At 63.4% G+C, this 17,042-nt stretch carries 14 protein-coding genes; 13 read left to right on the forward strand and 1 reads right to left on the reverse strand.

Annotation, left to right across the window (positions count from 1 at the left end):
* Window positions 1–11: 11 nt before the first annotated feature.
* Entirely contained in the window at window positions 12–1,535 is a 1,524-nt protein-coding gene (ilvA, locus tag H1204_RS01930; RefSeq protein WP_180729586.1) for a threonine ammonia-lyase, biosynthetic, read from the reverse strand.
* Between the two features lie 593 nt (window positions 1,536–2,128).
* Here ilvA and H1204_RS01935 point away from each other — a divergent pair.
* From H1204_RS01935 to clsB, 13 genes are all read left to right on the forward strand, one after another.
* Window positions 2,129–6,208: an FAD/FMN-binding oxidoreductase gene (locus tag H1204_RS01935; RefSeq protein WP_180729587.1), complete on the forward strand. Its 4,080-nt coding sequence runs from the start codon at window positions 2,129–2,131 to the stop codon at window positions 6,206–6,208.
* A 32-nt stretch (window positions 6,209–6,240) separates the two neighbouring features.
* A complete protein-coding gene (locus tag H1204_RS01940; RefSeq protein WP_180729588.1) occupies window positions 6,241–6,669 on the forward strand; it encodes an HIT family protein in 429 nt (142 codons plus the stop codon).
* A 7-nt stretch (window positions 6,670–6,676) separates the two neighbouring features.
* Complete coding sequence (locus tag H1204_RS01945) at window positions 6,677–7,090, forward strand: DUF971 domain-containing protein (protein WP_180729589.1); 414 nt, start codon at window positions 6,677–6,679, stop codon at window positions 7,088–7,090.
* Between the two features lie 71 nt (window positions 7,091–7,161).
* A complete protein-coding gene (gene ubiE, locus H1204_RS01950; RefSeq protein ID WP_042315322.1) occupies window positions 7,162–7,893 on the forward strand; it encodes a bifunctional demethylmenaquinone methyltransferase/2-methoxy-6-polyprenyl-1,4-benzoquinol methylase UbiE in 732 nt (243 codons plus the stop codon).
* 38 nt (window positions 7,894–7,931) lie between these two features.
* Window positions 7,932–8,921, forward strand: coding sequence for a TIM44-like domain-containing protein (locus tag H1204_RS01955; RefSeq protein ID WP_180729590.1), 990 nt, complete (start codon window positions 7,932–7,934; stop codon window positions 8,919–8,921).
* Between the two features lie 108 nt (window positions 8,922–9,029).
* A complete protein-coding gene (locus tag H1204_RS01960) occupies window positions 9,030–9,677 on the forward strand; it encodes an SCP2 sterol-binding domain-containing protein (protein WP_180729591.1) in 648 nt (215 codons plus the stop codon).
* A 15-nt stretch (window positions 9,678–9,692) separates the two neighbouring features.
* Window positions 9,693–11,276, forward strand: a complete 1,584-nt coding sequence (gene ubiB / locus H1204_RS01965) for a ubiquinone biosynthesis regulatory protein kinase UbiB (RefSeq protein WP_180729592.1) — start codon at window positions 9,693–9,695, stop codon at window positions 11,274–11,276.
* Window positions 11,277–11,298: 22 nt separating this feature from the next.
* On the forward strand, window positions 11,299–11,958 hold the full coding sequence (locus H1204_RS01970; RefSeq protein WP_180729593.1) for a thiopurine S-methyltransferase: 660 nt from the start codon (window positions 11,299–11,301) through the stop codon (window positions 11,956–11,958).
* Window positions 11,959–12,113: 155 nt separating this feature from the next.
* On the forward strand, window positions 12,114–12,473 hold the full coding sequence (locus H1204_RS01975; RefSeq protein ID WP_180729594.1) for an FmdB family zinc ribbon protein: 360 nt from the start codon (window positions 12,114–12,116) through the stop codon (window positions 12,471–12,473).
* A 67-nt stretch (window positions 12,474–12,540) separates the two neighbouring features.
* Window positions 12,541–13,197 carry a DUF502 domain-containing protein gene (locus tag H1204_RS01980; RefSeq protein WP_180729595.1) on the forward strand — a complete coding sequence of 219 codons (657 nt, stop codon included), beginning with the start codon at window positions 12,541–12,543 and terminating at the stop codon, window positions 13,195–13,197.
* Window positions 13,198–13,269: 72 nt separating this feature from the next.
* Entirely contained in the window at window positions 13,270–15,069 is a 1,800-nt protein-coding gene (aspS, locus tag H1204_RS01985) for an aspartate--tRNA ligase (protein ID WP_180729596.1), read from the forward strand.
* Window positions 15,070–15,243: 174 nt separating this feature from the next.
* Window positions 15,244–15,720, forward strand: coding sequence for a dihydroneopterin triphosphate diphosphatase (nudB, locus tag H1204_RS01990; protein ID WP_180729597.1), 477 nt, complete (start codon window positions 15,244–15,246; stop codon window positions 15,718–15,720).
* Window positions 15,717–16,979: a cardiolipin synthase ClsB gene (gene clsB, locus H1204_RS01995; protein WP_180729598.1), complete on the forward strand. Its 1,263-nt coding sequence runs from the start codon at window positions 15,717–15,719 to the stop codon at window positions 16,977–16,979. The genes nudB and clsB overlap by 4 nt, the downstream gene beginning before the upstream one ends.
* Window positions 16,980–17,042: the final 63 nt, after the last annotated feature.

Consider the following 17,042-nt stretch of genomic DNA (forward strand, 5'->3'; position numbering starts at 1 on the left):
CGCGTGCTTCGTTATCCAAGGAACAGTCGATACACCGGGTTTAACGTCTCTTCCCAATACGGATAGCCAAGCGTCGCCAGGAAGCGCGCGAATTCCGAATCTTCCGCCGACGGCACCTGAATACCGACGAGAATCGAGCTGTAGTCCGCGCCCTGGTTCCGGTAATGGAAGAGGCTGATGTTCCAGTTAGGCGCCATCGACGACAGGAACTTCATCAACGCGCCCGGCCGTTCGGGAAACTCGAAGCGGAACAGTCGCTCGTCGTGCGCGAGCGGCGAGCGTCCGCCCACCATGTAGCGGATATGCTGCTTCGAAAGTTCGTCGCTCGTCAGATCGACGGTGGCGAAGTTGTGCGCCTCGAACGCGCCGGCGATCTGCGCGGACTCGCTGCGGTTGCGGATCTGCACGCCGACAAAGATATGGGCCGACGCCGAATCCGCAATACGGTAGTTGAACTCGGTGACGCTGCGCGTGCCGACCAGTTCGCAGAAACGCTTGAAGCTGCCGCGCTCTTCGGGAATCGTCACCGCGAACACGGCCTCGCGCGCCTCGCCGACTTCCGCGCGCTCCGCGACGAAACGCATGCGGTCGAAGTTCATGTTCGCGCCGGACGTGATGGCGATCAACGTCTGGTTCTCGATGCCCTCACGCTCCGCGTACTGCTTCGCGCCCGCGACGGCCAGCGACCCGGCCGGCTCCAGCACGCTGCGGGTGTCCTGGAAGACGTCCTTGATCGCCGCGCACAGTGCGTCGGTGTCCACGGTCAGCACTTCGTCGAGATATTCCTGGCACAGGCGGAAGGTCTCTTCGCCGACCAGCTTCACGGCCGTACCGTCCGAAAACAGGCCGACTTCGTTCAGCGTCACGCGCTTGCCTGCCTTCAGCGATTGCGCCATCGCGCACGAATCGTCGGTCTGCACGCCGATCACCTTGATCTCCGGGCGCACCGATTTCACGTACGCCGCGATGCCCGCCGCGAGACCGCCGCCGCCGATGGGCACGAAGATCGCGTGAATGGGCGCCTGATGCTGGCTCAGCACTTCCATCGCGACCGTGCCCTGACCGGCGATCACGTATTCATCATCGAACGGATGGACGAAGGTGAGGCCATGTTGCTCCTGCAGCTTGACGGCGTGCGCGTAGGCGTCGCTGAACGATTCGCCCGACTGCACGACTTCGACGGTCGGGCCGCCATGTGTGCGCACGGCATCGACCTTCACCTGCGGCGTCGTCACGGGCACCACGATGATCGCCTTCACGCCCATCCGTGCCGCCGACAACGCCACGCCTTGCGCATGGTTGCCCGCCGAAGCCGTAATCACGCCGCGCGCGAGGGCGTCGGCGGGAATGTGCGCCATCTTGTTGTAGGCGCCGCGCAGCTTGAACGAGAAGACGGGCTGATTGTCTTCGCGCTTCAGGTAAATCGGGTTGCGCAGCCGTGCGGACAGATTCCGCGCATGTTCGAGTTCGGTCTCACGCGCGACGTCGTAGACGCGGGCGGTGAGGATTTTCTTCAGGTAGTCGTGGGAAGCCATGCGGGTCACGCGCGATGCGCTATTTCGGACAGGAAAGGATCAATGATAGCGCCAACCGTCTGTCCGGACGTGGCTGATCCGGGATTTGTCCGATTGCTTTCGCTTTATCGGGAAGCTCGGCCAGCCGACCGGACGGTCGAAAAATCGGACTCAGCGTGGGCATGGACGCGATGCATTTTGGGTGCGTCGCCGCCTGGCAATTTCGCGGCGAATTCTGTCAAGCGAACGCGCAAAGGCTTGTCGCGCTTACATTCAGGCGTCAACGCGCGCGAGGATCATGCGGTAGAATCTTATTTTGGAACAAGGATCGGAAGATGCACTGGCAGCCTCGGATCGCCCATTTGATGCCCGTCCCGCGCGAGTCTCGTCCCGCGGCGCAGCGGCACGTGCGGCATGCACGATCGTGTAGCTGCCTCTGAGCGCCGCGAGGCGACCGGCCACCCACGTTCCAGCCATTTCCCCGGCGATCCCGGGCGCTGGCCTGCCGGTTGCGGCTTCGCACACTAGAAAGATTTCCAGCATTGCGCCCCACGCGCACTGTCAGCGGGCCTCAACGATGAGCGCACGCCGCTGACCTACCGAGTCGTCCAAACATGAACGCACCTCAAGTTTTCGATCCGCACGGCGCCGCCGCCACCGTTGCCGCCGACGCCGAACCGCGTCTGCGCGAAATCCCGTACAACTACACGTCGTTCTCCGACCGCGAAATCGTCATCCGTCTGCTCGGCGACGAAGCGTGGGCCGCCCTCGACGAACTGCGCGCGGAACGCCGCACCGGCCGCTCGGCGCGCATGCTGTACGAAGTGCTCGGCGACATCTGGGTCGTGCGCCGCAATCCTTACCTGCAAGACGACCTGCTCGACAACCCAAAGCGCCGCGCGCTGCTGATCGAAGCGCTGAATCACCGTCTGACCGAAATTGAAAAGCGCCGCCGCGCCGACCTCGTCGAGCATGGCGACGACGCGGGCGTCGATCGTGCGGCACGTGTCGAAACGCTGGTCGCCGCCGCGCGCCGCGCCGTCGATGCATTCGCGGGCGAGTTCGAGAAAATGGCCGATCTGCGCCGCCGCTCGACCAAAGTGCTGGGCCGCCAGACGCAGAAGGACAACATCCGCTTCGACGGCCTCGCGCGCGTCTCGCACGTGACGGACGCGACCGACTGGCGCGTCGAATATCCGTTTGTCGTGCTGACGCCGGATACGGAAGCCGAAATCGCCGGTCTCATCAAGGCGTGTTTCGAACTCGGCCTGACCGTGATTCCGCGCGGGGGCGGCACGGGCTACACGGGCGGCGCGGTGCCGCTCACGCCGTTCTCCGCCGTCATCAATACCGAGAAGCTGGAGCAGTTGGGCGCGGTCGAATTGACGGAGTTGCCCGGCGTCGCGCACAAGGTGCCGACGATCTTCTCCGGCGCAGGTGTCGTCACGCGCCGCGTGACGGAAGCGGCCGAGCAGGCGGGCTATGTGTTCGCCGTCGATCCGACGTCGCTCGACGCATCGTGCATCGGCGGCAACGTCGCGATGAACGCGGGCGGCAAGAAGGCCGTGCTGTGGGGCACGGCGCTCGACAACCTCGCGTGGTGGCGCATGGTCGACCCGGAAGGGAACTGGCTCGAAGTCACGCGCCTCGATCACAACCTCGGCAAGATTCACGACATTCCCGTCGCGCGCTTCGAACTAAAGTGGTTCGACGGCGAATACGCGCCCGGCGAAAAGCTGCTGCGCACGGAAATGCTCGACATTGAAGGCCGGCGTTTCCGCAAGGAAGGTCTTGGCAAAGACGTCACGGATAAATTCCTCGCCGGTCTGCCGGGCATCCAGAAGGAAGGCTGCGACGGCCTGATCACGTCGGCGCGCTGGGTGCTGCACAAGATGCCCGCGCATACGCGCACCGTCTGTCTGGAGTTCTTCGGCCAGGCGCGAGAGGCGATTCCGAGCATCGTCGAAATCAAGGACTATCTGTTCGAAACGTCGAAGCAGGGCGGCGCGATTCTAGCGGGCCTCGAACACCTCGACGAGCGTTATCTGCGCGCGGTCGGCTACGCGACCAAGAGCAAGCGCAACGCGTTTCCGAAGATGGTGCTGATCGGCGATATCGTCGGCGACGATGCGGACGCGGTCGCGACGGCGACGTCGGAAGTGATCCGCATGGCCAACGGCAAGAGCGGCGAAGGCTTCGTCGCCGTGAGCGCCGAGGCGCGCAAGCGTTTCTGGCTCGACCGCAGCCGCACGGCAGCGATCGCGAAGCACACCAACGCGTTCAAGATCAACGAAGACGTCGTGATTCCGCTCAATCGCATGGGCGAATACACGGACGGCATCGAGCGCATCAACATCGAACTGTCGATCAAGAACAAGCTGCAACTGGTCGACGCGCTCGAAGCGTTCTTCAAGAGCGGCAAGCTGCCGCTCGGCAAGAGCGACGACGCGAACGAAATTCCGAGCGCTGAATTGCTCGAAGATCGCGTGCAGCAGGCGCTCGAACTGCTCGGCCATGTGAAGAAGCGCTGGGAATTCCTGCGCGACAAGCTGGACCTGTCGTTGCGCGAAGCGCAGCACTATCTGGTTGGGCTCGGCTATGCGGGGCTCGCGGAGAAATTCGCGGATCGCGTGGACGATCAGCCGGACGCGAACGTGTTCCATATCGTTCAGGACCGCACGGTGCGCGTGTCGTGGAAGCAGGAAATCCGCGCGGAACTGCGCCAGATCTTCAACGGCGGCGAGTTCAAGCCGATTCTCGACGAAGCGCAGGCTATTCATAAAAAGGTGCTGCGCGGCCGCGTGTTCGTCGCGCTCCACATGCACGCGGGCGACGGTAACGTTCATACGAACATCCCCGTCAACTCCGACAACTACGAGATGTTGCAGGACGCGCATCACGCGGTGGCGCGCATCATGAAGCTCGCGCGTTCGCTGGATGGCGTGATTTCTGGCGAGCACGGCATCGGCATCACGAAGCTCGAATTCCTGACGGAAGACGAGATCGGCGAATTCCGCGCGTACAAGCAGCGCGTCGATCCGCATGGCCGCTTCAACAAGGGCAAGCTGCTCGAAGGCGCGGACTTGCGCAATGCGTACACACCGTCGTTCGGGCTGATGGGATATGAATCGCTGATCATGCAGCAGTCCGATATCGGCGCGATCGCCGATTCGGTGAAGGACTGCCTGCGTTGCGGCAAGTGCAAGCCCGTCTGCGCGACGCACGTGCCGCGCGCGAATCTGCTGTACAGCCCGCGCAACAAGATTCTCGCGACGTCGCTGCTGGTCGAGGCGTTCCTGTATGAAGAGCAGACGCGCCGTGGCGTGTCGATCAAGCATTGGGACGAGTTCAACGATGTCGCCGATCACTGCACCGTTTGCCACAAGTGCGTGACGCCATGCCCGGTGAAGATCGACTTCGGCGACGTCACGATGAACATGCGCAACCTGCTGCGCAAGATGGGCAAGAAGAAGTTCAACGCGGGCAACGCGGCGGGCATGTTCTTCCTCAACGCGACCAATCCGCAGACCATCAATCTCGCGCGCACCGCGATGATGGGCGTCGGTTACAAAGCGCAGCGCCTCGGCAACGACGTGCTGAAGAAGTTCGTCAAGAAGCAGACGGCGCATCCGCCCGCGACGACTGGCAAGCCGCCCGTGGTCGAGCAGGTGATCCACTTCGTCAACAAGAAGATGCCGGGCAACCTGCCGAAGAAGACAGCCCGCGCACTGCTCGATATCGAGGACAACAAGATCGTCCCGATCATCCGCAACCCGAAGGCCACGACCGTCGATTCGGAAGCGGTGTTCTACTTCCCCGGTTGCGGTTCCGAGCGTCTGTTCTCGCAGGTCGGTCTCGCCACCCAGGCGATGCTGTGGGAAGCGGGCGTGCAGACGGTGCTACCGCCGGGTTATCTGTGTTGCGGGTATCCGCAGCGCGGCTCGGGCCAGTTCGACAAGGCCGAGCAGATCGTCACGGATAACCGTGTGCTGTTCCATCGTGTCGCGAACACGCTGAACTATCTCGACATCAAGACGGTGGTGGTGTCGTGCGGCACGTGTTACGACCAGCTGGCTGGCTACGAATTCGAGAAGATCTTCCCGGGCTGCCGGATCATCGACATCCACGAATTCCTGCTGGAGAAGGGCATCAAGCTCGAGGGCGTGAAGGGTACGCGCTACATGTACCACGACCCGTGCCACACGCCGATCAAGACGATGGACCCGGTCAAGCTGGTCAACGAGCTCATGGGCGCCGAGAAGAACGACGGCTACAAGATCGAGAAGAACGATCGCTGCTGTGGCGAGTCGGGCACGCTGGCTGTCACGCGTCCGGATATTTCGACGCAGGTGCGCTTCCGCAAGGAAGAGGAAATCCGCAAGGGCGCGGCGAAGTTGCGCGGTATTCCCGTCGTCGCCGATGCGGGCGCGAACGCGCAGCCGGGTTCGGTGCTGAAGGCGGGTGATGGCACGCAACCGAACGGCGCCAACGGTGCAAACGGCGCAGCGTCCGACGTCAAGATCCTGACGAGCTGCCCGTCCTGTCTGCAAGGTCTGTCGCGTTACAACGAAGACGCGAATATCGAAGCCGACTATATCGTTGTCGAAATCGCGCGACACGTGCTCGGCGAGAACTGGATGGCCGACTATGTGCAGCGCGCGAACAATGGCGGAATCGAGCGCGTGCTGGTCTAATGGCGCGATAAAGGTTCCGTTCGAGGACGACGATGGACTGTATCTTCTGCCGTGAAGACGGTGGCGATGTACTGTGGCAGGACGACACGCTGCGTGTCGTCCTCGCCGACGAACATGACTACCCCGGTTTTTGCCGCGTGATCTGGAACAGGCACGTCGCCGAGTTTTCCGATCTGGGCGACGGCGAGCGCGACCGTGTGATGCGCGTGGTATACGCCGTCGAGCGCGCGATCCGGCGCATCCTGCACCCCGTCAAGGTGAATCTGGCGAGTCTCGGCAACCAGGTGCCGCACGTGCACTGGCATGTGATTCCCCGTTTCTCCAACGACGCGCATTTCCCGCTGCCCATCTGGGCGCCGCGCCAGCGCACCGTTTCCGAGGCGATGCTGTCGCAGCGTCGCGCGCAGGCCACGTTGCTGCGCGAAGCGGTACGCGGCGAAATCGAACACGCTCTCGCCTGAGGTCATCATGAGTGGATTGAAACCCGACACGCCGGTGCCCGCCGGCGTCGTCGTTCATGCCGTGTCGCGCGTGCTCGAATTGCAGTACGCGGACGGCAAGAGTTACCGCGTGCCGTTCGAGTTGATGCGCGTCTATTCGCCGTCGGCGGAAGTGCGCGGCCACGGCCCGGGCCAGGAGACGCTGCAGACAGGCAAGCGCGAGGTGTCGATCACAGCGCTCGAAGGCGTTGGGAACTATGCGCTGCAGCCGACTTTCTCCGACGGCCATAACACGGGCATCTATTCGTGGGACTTGCTGTGGGACCTCGCGACCCGCCAGGACGAACTCTGGGCCGAGTATTTCGCCAAACTTAAGGCGGCAGGCGTCGACCGGGACGCGCCGATGCCCGTATCCGGCCCTGCGCACGGCCACAGACACTGATACGATTCCCGCCTTCCCGTCGCTTGATGCGGCGCAACAATTTCTTAGAATACGCGAAAGGACGAAGCGCGATGACCAAAACCCACTTCGGCTATCAGACAGTCGACGAACAGGAAAAAGCGAAGAAAGTGGCCGGCGTGTTCCACTCGGTCGCCTCCAACTATGACCTGATGAACGACCTGATGTCGGGCGGGATGCACCGCGCGTGGAAGGCGTTCACGATCGCGCAGGCCAACGTGCGGCCCGGCTACCGGGTGCTCGACATTGCGGGCGGCACGGGCGATCTGTCGAAGACCTTCGCGAAGCAGGCGGGCGAGACGGGCGAAGTGTGGCACACGGACATCAACGAATCGATGCTGCGCGTGGGCCGCGACCGCCTGATCGACAAGGGCATCATCACCCCGACGCTGCTCTGCGACGCCGAGAAAATCCCGTTTCCGGACAATTACTTCGACGTGGTGACGGTGGCATTCGGCTTGCGCAACATGACGCACAAGGACGCGGCGCTCGCCGAGATGCGCCGCGTGTTGAAGCCGGCCGGGCGCGTGCTCGTGCTGGAATTTTCGAAAGTGTGGGACCCGCTCAAGAAGGCGTACGACGTCTATTCTTTTAAGGTGCTCCCCTGGCTCGGCGAGCGCTTCGCGAAGGACGCAGAGAGCTACCGCTACCTGGCCGAATCGATCCGCATGCATCCGGATCAAGAAACTTTGAAGACGATGATGGAACAAGCAGGCCTCGAAGCCGTCAAATATTACAATTTGTCAGCTGGCGTGGTAGCCTTACATGTGGGGACGAAATACTAATGTCCCTAACCTCTCGTTTTTAAAAGGAAATTGCAGAAATGTCTGATTCGAATCTGTCATCTCGTTGTAAGGTCAAGGGGGCATGGGCGAGGAGAATCGGACTGATCGCGATGGTCGGCCTGATTTCGATCGGCACGCTGGCCTCGCTCGACGCCGAAGCGAAACGCATGGGCGGCGGCCGCAGTATCGGGCGTCAGTCGAACATCACCCAGCCGTCACAGCAGTCGGCGCCTTCGCAGTCGCCGGGTGCGCCGTCGCAGGCGATGCAGCAGCAGCGTCCCGCCACGCCGCCGCCCACGCCCGCTGCGCAGCCTAACCGCTCGCGCTGGCTCGGGCCGATCGCCGGTCTCGCGGCGGGTCTCGGCATCGCAGCGCTGCTGTCGCACCTCGGTCTTGGCGAAGCGTTCGCCGGCATGATGTCGAACCTGATCGTGATCGCGCTGATCGCGTTCGTCGCCGTCTGGTTGATCCGCAAGTTCGTCGCCCGCAAGCGCGACGCGCAGACGCCGGCTTACGCGGGCGGCGCGCCGACGCTGAACGCGGGCGGCACGGGTTACGCGCAGGAGCCGCGCTACACGGCGCCGCCGACGGGCTCGTACCTCGGGCCGCAAGGCAACCCGCTGACGACGCCTGAAGTCGCCGCCGCGCCGGCCGTTCCGGCAGGCTTCGATACGGAAGCGTTCCTGCGCAACGCGAAGGTCTACTTCGTGCGCCTGCAGGCTGCGTGGGACGCGGGCAACATGGACGACATCCGCGAGTTCACGACGCCTGAAATGTTTGCCGAAGTGAGGGTCGACCTGAGTTCGCGGGGCGCCGAAAAGAACCAGACGGACGTCGTGAAGCTGGACGCCGATCTGCTGGGCGTCGAAGATCGCGGCAGCGAATATCTCGCGAGCGTGCGCTTCCACGGTCTTATCCGCGAAACGTCGGGCAGTGCGGCGGAGCCGTTCGAGGAAATCTGGAACCTGTCGAAGCGCACTGGCGAAGGCTGGCTGCTCGCAGGCATCCAGCAAGTGAATCTTCACTGATCCTGTAAAGGATTAGCCGTTCGGCGGAGCCAGGCTCAAAGCGAACGGACGTTACAATAGGAACCCGCGTCGGCAGTCGCCGGCGCGGGTTTTCTCTTTCCACTGCCGATGACCCTTGCCGCCAAGCCCTTCGCTGCTGCCGTCAACCATCTGCTCGCTCGCGAAACGTGGGCGCGCGAACGTCTCACCCCGTACGCCGGCAAGATTGCGCGGCTGTCCTGTCCTCCCGTCACGCTGATTTTGCTGGTGCAGCCGGACGGCTATCTGAGCGCCGTCGACGAAAGCGAAGCGCACAACACGTTCGACGTCACCGTCTCGGTGCCGCCGGACGCCGTCCCCGCGTTCCTGCAGGGCGGCCAGGCGGCCGTAATGAAGCACGTGAAGATCGAAGGCGACGCCGAGTTCGCGACAGTCATCGCGAAGCTTGCCGAGCATCTGCGCTGGGAGCCGGAAGAAGATCTGGCCAAGCTGATCGGCGACGGGCCCGCGTGGCGGATCGCGTCGGTGGCGCGCACGGTCGGCGACCATGCGCTACGCACGGGCCGCAATCTGGTCGAATCGGTTGCCGAATATCTGCTGGACGAAAACCCGCAGCTCGTGCGCCGCACCGCGCTCGACGACTTCAACGTCGAGCTGGCGCGCGCCCGCGACGCGCTCGCGCGCGTCGAAAAGCGCATCGAGCGTCTCGAACAGAAGGTCGAAGCCCGCGGCGCCAATGCGCCGGGCGGCGCCGCCACGTCGCGCGGCACGCGCTAGTCACCGGGCTCAACCATGCGTTTCCTGCGTTTCCTCAAGATTTTCTTTACCGTCATCCGCTTTGGGCTGGACGAGATGATGCTGAGCCGCATCAACGATCGCCGCGTGCGGATGTTGCTGCGTATCACCACGATCGGCCGGAAGTTCGACCAGCCGCCGGGCGTGCGGCTGCGTCTCGCGCTCGAAAGCCTCGGGCCGATTTTCGTGAAGTTCGGCCAGGTGCTGTCCACGCGCCGCGACCTGCTGCGCCCCGACATCGCCAGCGAGCTTGCCAAGCTGCAGGATCAGGTGCCGCCATTCGATTCGGCGGTGGCGATCGCGATCATCGAAAAGTCGCTCGGCGCGCCCGTCGATACGATCTTCGACGACTTCGAACGCGTGCCCGTGGCGAGCGCGTCGATCGCGCAGGTTCACTTCGCGACCTTGAAGACGGGCCAGCACGCGGGCAAGCAGGTCGCCGTGAAGGTGCTGCGGCCGAACATGCTTCCCGTGATCGATTCCGATCTCGCGCTGCTGCGCGACATCGCCGTGTGGGCGGAGCGTCTGTGGGCGGACGGCAAGCGCCTGAAGCCGCGCGAAGTGGTCGCGGAATTCGACAAGTATCTGCACGACGAACTCGACCTGATGCGCGAAGCCGCGAACGGCAGCCAGCTGCGGCGTAACTTCGCGGGCCTGGATCTGCTGCTCGTCCCGGAGATGTACTGGGAGTTCTGCACGGCGAACGTGCTCGTGATGGAGCGGATGGTCGGCGTGCCGATCAGCCAGGTCGATACGCTGCGGGCGGCGGGCGTCGATATTCCGAAGCTCGCGCGCGAGGGCGTCGAGATTTTCTTCACGCAGGTGTTCCGCGACGGCTTTTTCCACGCGGACATGCACCCAGGCAACATCCAGGTCAGTCTCGATCCGGTGCATTTCGGCCGTTATATCGCGCTGGATTTCGGCATCATCGGCGCGCTGTCGGACTTCGATAAGAACTATCTCGCGCAGAACTTTCTCGCGTTCTTCAAGCGCGACTACCACCGCGTCGCGACGCTGCATCTGGAGTCCGGCTGGGTGCCGCCCACGACGCGTGTCGAAGAACTCGAAAGCGCGATTCGCGCGGTCTGCGAGCCGTACTTCGATCGCGCGCTGAAGGACATTTCGCTCGGCCAGGTGTTGATGCGGCTCTTCTCGACGTCGCGCCGCTTCAACGTCGAAATCCAGCCGCAACTGGTGCTGCTGCAGAAGACGATGCTGAACGTCGAAGGTCTGGGCCGTTCACTCGATCCCGAACTCGACTTGTGGAAGACCGCCAAGCCGTATCTGGAACGCTGGATGAACGAGCAGATAGGCGCGAAAGGCTGGTATGAGCGGCTGAAAATCGAGGCGCCGCAGTGGAGCAAGACGCTGCCGCAGCTGCCGCGGCTGATCCATCACGTGCTGGCGCAGCGTCATGACGTGCAGCAGCGCGGGATCAACGACGAAACCATCCGCCAGATCCTGCTCGAGCAGAAGCGCACGAACCGGCTGCTGCAAGGTCTGCTGATGTTCGGCGTGGCCGTGGGTGTCGGTGCGGTGCTGGCGCGCGCATGGCTCGCCATTGCGTACGGCGGGTATTGACGGCGTTTTAGGAGATGTACCGATGAGCGATCGCAAGCCGAATGTTTCTCCCGCGCCGCCAGCGTTCGAGAGCCGCGATCCGAACGCGCCCGGCTTCTGGGACGAGCGCTTCGAACGCGGTTTCACGCCGTGGGATCAGGCAGGCGTGCCGTCGGCGTTCAAGGCGTTTGTCGACCGGCACGCGCCGATGCCCGTGCTTATTCCCGGCTGCGGCAGCGCGTACGAAGCGTGGTGGCTCGCCGAAAAAGGCTGGACGCTCCGGGCGATCGACTTTGCGGCCCATGCCGTGGAAGCCGCCCGCGCTCAACTGGGCGCGCATGCAAGCCTCGTCGAACAGGCGGACTTTTTCACGTACACGCCGCCATTCGAGCTGGGCTGGATCTACGAGCGGGCATTTTTATGCGCGTTGCCGCCCTCGCGGCGCGCGGAATGGCTGGCGCGCATGGCTGAACTCTTGCCCGCGGGCGGATTGCTCGCTGGTTTCTTTTTCATTGGCGAAGGCGCGCCGAAAGGCTCGCCGACCGGCTCGCCAAAAGGCCCGCCGTTCATCATCGAGCGGGCCGAACTCGACGCGCTGCTGACGCCCCATTTCGAGTTGCTGGAGGACGAACCCGTCGGCGACTCGATCCCCGTCTTCGCCGGACGCGAGCGCTGGCTCACCTTGCGTCGGCGCGGCGCATAGGCGCGGCAAGGGCTTGATTCCCGACTCCGCCGACCTCATCTAGAGCGTGGCGGCTGCGTCGGCCGTTCCACCCCGAATTCCGGGGCGTGCCATTGTTTGCGGCTATAATTCAAGGCTTTGCAAGCGTTCAAAGAGATTTCAGTAGGGACAAGGTCATGCCGATCTACGCTTATCGTTGCGAGTCATGCGGCTTCGCGAAGGACGTGCTCCAGAAAATGAGCGACGCCCCGTTGACGCAATGCCCGGAGTGCGGAACCGATGCTTTCCGCAAACAGGTCACCGCCGCTGGTTTTCAGCTGAAGGGTTCGGGCTGGTACGTCACGGACTTCCGCGGCGGCAATTCAGGCAACAACGCGGGCGGCGCTGCCAGCAACGCCACGGACGCGTCGGCGTCCAAAACGGACAGCAAGCCGGAGGCGACGGGTTCGTCCGACAGCGCAGCTTCCACGACTACGCCGGCTGCCGCCCCGGCGCCGGCAGCGGCACCCGCTCCCGCGAGCAGCTCGGGCACCTAGCAGTTTCGCCACCGTGAGGTGACGTAGACGCCGCGCAACGCAGTCGCGCGGATTTCTGGCGGTATACATGACGACGAAAAAGACGACGCTCAAATCGGTGTTTCTGACGGGCCTGCTGGTGCTGGTGCCTCTTGCCATCACGCTGTGGGTGCTCGGCCTGATCATCGGCACGATGGATCAGACGCTGCTGCTGTTGCCCCGTTCGTGGCAGCCGGAGCGGGTGCTCGGCTTCCGCTTGCCGGGTCTCGGTGCCGTATTGACGCTCGCTTTCATTTTTGTCGTCGGTCTATTGACGCAGAACTTTGTTGGGCAGAAGCTCGTCGGCTGGTGGGAACTGATCGTCGCGCGCATTCCCGTCGTCGGCCCGATCTACACCAGCGTCAAGCAGGTGTCCGACACGCTGCTGTCGTCCAGCGGGAACGCGTTCCGTAAGGCGTTGCTGATCGAATATCCGCGCAAAGGGTCCTACACTATCGGGTTTCTGACGGGCATTCCCGGCGGCGACGTCGTCAACCATCTCAAGGAAGAGCACGTCAGCGTCTATGTGCCGACCACGCCGAACCCGACGTCCGGCTTCTTCCTGATGGTGCCGAAAAGCGAAGTGATCGAGCTCGACATGACTGTCGACGCCGCACTCAAGTACATCGTCTCGATGGGCGTCGTTGCTCCGCCCGCGAATCAGCCGGCGCCGGAGCGCCGCACGCCTGTCGAGCCACCGCTGTAATGCCGGCTTGCGCCGCCCGTCACATGGTGCGGCGCGCGCCGTTCAACCAATGCAAAACGAAAGACAAACATCATGTCGATGAGATCTGAATACTGCGGTCTGGTGACCGAACACCTGCTGGGTCAAACTGTGTCGCTGTGCGGCTGGGTGAGCCGGCGCCGCGACCATGGCGGCGTTATCTTCATCGACCTGCGCGACCGCGAAGGCCTCGTTCAGGTCGTCTGCGACCCGGACCGCGCTGAGATGTTCAAGACGGCTGAAGGCGTGCGCAACGAATTCTGCGTCCAGGTGAAGGGCGTCGTGCGCAACCGTCCGGAAGGCACGACCAACGCCAGCCTGACGAGCGGCAAGATCGAGGTGCTGTGCCACGAGCTGAACGTGCTGAACGCGTCGGTCACGCCGCCGTTCCAGCTCGACGACGACAACCTGTCGGAAACCACGCGCCTCACGCACCGCGTGCTGGACCTGCGCCGTCCGCAGATGCAACACAACCTGCGTCTGCGTTATCGCGTGACGATGGAAGTGCGCAAGTACCTCGATTCGCGCGGCTTCATCGACATCGAAACGCCGATGCTGACCAAGAGCACGCCGGAAGGCGCGCGCGATTACCTCGTGCCGTCGCGTGTGAACGCGGGCCAGTTCTTCGCGCTGCCGCAATCGCCGCAGCTCTTCAAGCAGTTGCTGATGGTCGCGAACTTCGACCGTTATTACCAGATCGTCAAGTGCTTCCGCGACGAAGACCTGCGCGCCGACCGTCAGCCGGAATTCACGCAGATCGACTGCGAAACGTCGTTCCTGGGCGAGCAGGAAATCCGTGACCTGTTCGAAGACATGACGCGTCACGTGTTCAAGGAAACGATCGGCGTCGACCTCGACGCGAAGTTCGCCGTGATGCCGTATTCGGAAGCGATGCGCCGTTTCGGTTCGGACAAGCCCGACCTGCGCGTCAAGCTCGAATTCACGGAACTGACGGACGCGATGAAGGACGTCGACTTCAAGGTGTTCAGCACGCCCGCCAACACGAAAGACGGCCGCGTCGCGGCGCTGCGCGTGCCGAAGGGCAGCGAGCTGTCGCGTGGCGACATCGACAGCTACACGGAATTCGTGCGCATCTACGGCGCGAAGGGTCTGGCGTGGATCAAGATCAACGAAGTGGCGAAGGGCCGTGACGGCCTGCAAAGCCCGATCGTCAAGAACCTGCACGACGCGGCCATCGCGGCCATCATCGAGCGCACGGGCGCGCAGGACGGCGACATCATTTTCTTCGCGGCGGATCGTGCGAAGGTCGTCAACGACAGCCTCGGCGCGCTGCGTCTGAAGATCGGCCACTCGGAGTTCGGCAAGGCCAACGGTCTGGTCGAGAAGGGCTGGAAGCCACTGTGGGTCGTCGACTTCCCGATGTTCGAATACGACGAAGAAGAAAACCGCTACGTCGCCGCGCACCACCCGTTCACGAGCCCGAAGGACGAGCACCTGGAGTATCTGGAAACGGACCCGGGCCGCTGCCTCGCGAAGGCCTACGACATCGTGCTGAACGGCTGGGAAATCGGCGGCGGTTCGGTGCGTATCTTCCAGGAAGACGTGCAGAGCAAGGTGTTCCGCGCGTTGAAGATCGGCGCCGAGGAAGCGCGCGCGAAGTTCGGCTTCCTGCTGGACGCGCTGCAGTACGGCGCGCCGCCGCACGGCGGCATCGCGTTCGGTCTGGACCGCATCGTCACGATGATGGCGGGCGCCGACTCGATCCGCGACGTGATCGCGTTCCCGAAGACGCAGCGCGCGCAGGATCTGCTCACGCAGGCGCCGAGCGAAGTCGACGAGCGTCAGTTGAAGGAACTGCACATCCGTCTGCGTCAGCCCGAGCAGAAAGCGTAAATGTGACCGTTTGCGCGGTTGCGTCGTTAAAACAACGACGCGCCCGCCAAACTACTAGTGAAAAAGGCGCGTTATGCGCCTTTTTCGCTTTTTGCGTTACAGTCGTTGTAAGCTCTTCCGTCCGACATGCAATCGCGCGGTCCAGTCAGCAAAACCGCGCCCCGCTTTATCACCATGCCGAAACCGCCGAAGATTCCGGAATCCGTTCTCGTCGTCATTCATACGCCCGATCTCGACGTGCTGCTCATTGAACGAGCCGACCGGGAGGCCTTTTGGCAATCCGTGACGGGCTCGAAGGATCACGTCGACGAACCGATCGCGCAGACGGCGATCCGCGAAGTGGCGGAAGAGACGGGTATCGTGATTGGCGGCGAGGTCGTGTCGCGTGAGGCGCTCGTCGACTGGCATCACCATATCGACTTCGAAATCTTCCCGACCTGGCGTCACCGCTATGCCGAAGGCGTCACGCACAACACCGAGCACTGGTTCAGCCTGCAGGTGCCGCAACGTCTCGAAGTGACGCTTGCGCCCCTTGAGCACACCGCGCATCTGTGGCTGCCCTGGCAAGAGGCGGCCGAGCGCTGCTTCTCGTGGTCCAACCGCGACGCGATCCTGCAGCTGCCGCAACGCGTGAAGGAGCGTTGCCGATGAGCGGCGGCGGTGGCCGCCGCTTCGACCGGCTGACACAGCATTTGCCTGGCCGGCGTTACTGGTCCAGGTATCGCTTTTGTTCCGGCAACTCGGTGCGCCTGTTCACGGCGGGCGAGACGTACTTTGCCGCGTTGATCGAACGGATCGACGCTGCGAAAAGCGACGTCGCGCTGGAAACCTACATCTTTTGCGACGATGCCGCCGGCCGTCCCGTGTCCGACGCGCTGATCCGCGCCGCCACGCGCGGCGTGCGCGTGCGCGTGATCACCGATGGCGTCGGCACCGAGCGCCTGCCGATGTTCAACGACTGGCAGGTGGCGGGCATCGAGCATCGCATTTACAACCCGCATATTTTTGGGCGATTCGGCTTCTCGCGCACGCACCGCAAGCTCGCCGTCGTCGACGGCGAATTCGGGTATTGCGGCGGCATCAATGTCGTCGACGACTACGATCAGAACGGCACGCGTCTGCCTTACGCGCGCTGGGACTTCGCCGTCGAGCTGGAAGGCCCCGTGGTGGCCGACGTACTCGAAGCGTTCGACGTGCAGTGGGAGCGCATCCGCATCGGCCATCGCCCGGCGCTCGTGCCGCCGCCCGTCGGCGGGGCGACGCCGCAGGCCGCGACTGAACGCTTCGTACGCGTGCGCCGCAGCGCCCGTACAGCCGACATGCGGGCGATGGCCGAGCCGTGCGTCGCGTTCGTCGCGCGCGACAACTTCGTCAACCGGCGCGCAATCGAAAAAGCGTATCTCACCGCAATCGGCCAGGCGCGCTCCGAAGTGCTGCTGGCCAATCCGTACTTCATGCCCGGACGCAAGCTGCGGCGCGCGCTGATCTACGCGGCGCAACGCGGCATCGACGTGCGCCTCGTGATCGGCAGGAAAGAGTTCGCGATGCTCGACTACGCGGTGCCGTTCCTGTACCGCACGTTGCTGAAGGCTGGCGTCAAGATCGCCGAATACGAAAAGACGATGCTGCACGGCAAGGTCGCCGTGGTCGATTCGAACTGGGGGACGGTCGGCTCGTCGAATCTCGACGCGCTGAGCCTGATGCTGAACAACGAGGCGAACGTCGTGCTCGTGCTGCACCCGGAGATCGACCAGCTGCGCACGGCAATCGTCGCCGCGTTCGACGAGGGGCGTCGCATCGACGAGAAGCGCTATGCGGCGCGTCCCGCTGGCGAGCGTCTGCTGAACTGGTTTGCGTACAACACCTACCGGCTCGCGATGAAGCTGCTGACGGTGGGCGGGTACGATTAAGAGGCGATACAGAAAAAGGCAGACAAAAGCCTATTCATAATAATCAATAATCGGAGACAACTC

Origin of the sequence: Paraburkholderia sp. PGU19 (assembly GCF_013426915.1) — a bacterium.
Lineage (GTDB): Bacteria > Pseudomonadota > Gammaproteobacteria > Burkholderiales > Burkholderiaceae > Paraburkholderia.

Coding starts and splice junctions, on each gene's coding strand:
- H1204_RS01975 (WP_180729594.1), top strand. CDS start 12,114: ATGCCGATCTACGCTTATCGTTGCGAGTCATGCGGCTTCGCGAAGGAC.
- ubiE (WP_042315322.1), top strand. CDS start 7,162: ATGACCAAAACCCACTTCGGCTATCAGACAGTCGACGAACAGGAAAAA.
- H1204_RS01960 (WP_180729591.1), top strand. CDS start 9,030: ATGACCCTTGCCGCCAAGCCCTTCGCTGCTGCCGTCAACCATCTGCTC.
- ubiB (WP_180729592.1), top strand. CDS start 9,693: ATGCGTTTCCTGCGTTTCCTCAAGATTTTCTTTACCGTCATCCGCTTT.
- ilvA (WP_180729586.1), bottom strand. CDS start 1,535: ATGGCTTCCCACGACTACCTGAAGAAAATCCTCACCGCCCGCGTCTAC.
- H1204_RS01980 (WP_180729595.1), top strand. CDS start 12,541: ATGACGACGAAAAAGACGACGCTCAAATCGGTGTTTCTGACGGGCCTG.
- aspS (WP_180729596.1), top strand. CDS start 13,270: ATGTCGATGAGATCTGAATACTGCGGTCTGGTGACCGAACACCTGCTG.
- H1204_RS01955 (WP_180729590.1), top strand. CDS start 7,932: ATGTCTGATTCGAATCTGTCATCTCGTTGTAAGGTCAAGGGGGCATGG.
- nudB (WP_180729597.1), top strand. CDS start 15,244: ATGCCGAAACCGCCGAAGATTCCGGAATCCGTTCTCGTCGTCATTCAT.
- H1204_RS01935 (WP_180729587.1), top strand. CDS start 2,129: ATGAACGCACCTCAAGTTTTCGATCCGCACGGCGCCGCCGCCACCGTT.
- clsB (WP_180729598.1), top strand. CDS start 15,717: ATGAGCGGCGGCGGTGGCCGCCGCTTCGACCGGCTGACACAGCATTTG.
- H1204_RS01970 (WP_180729593.1), top strand. CDS start 11,299: ATGAGCGATCGCAAGCCGAATGTTTCTCCCGCGCCGCCAGCGTTCGAG.
- H1204_RS01940 (WP_180729588.1), top strand. CDS start 6,241: ATGGACTGTATCTTCTGCCGTGAAGACGGTGGCGATGTACTGTGGCAG.
- H1204_RS01945 (WP_180729589.1), top strand. CDS start 6,677: ATGAGTGGATTGAAACCCGACACGCCGGTGCCCGCCGGCGTCGTCGTT.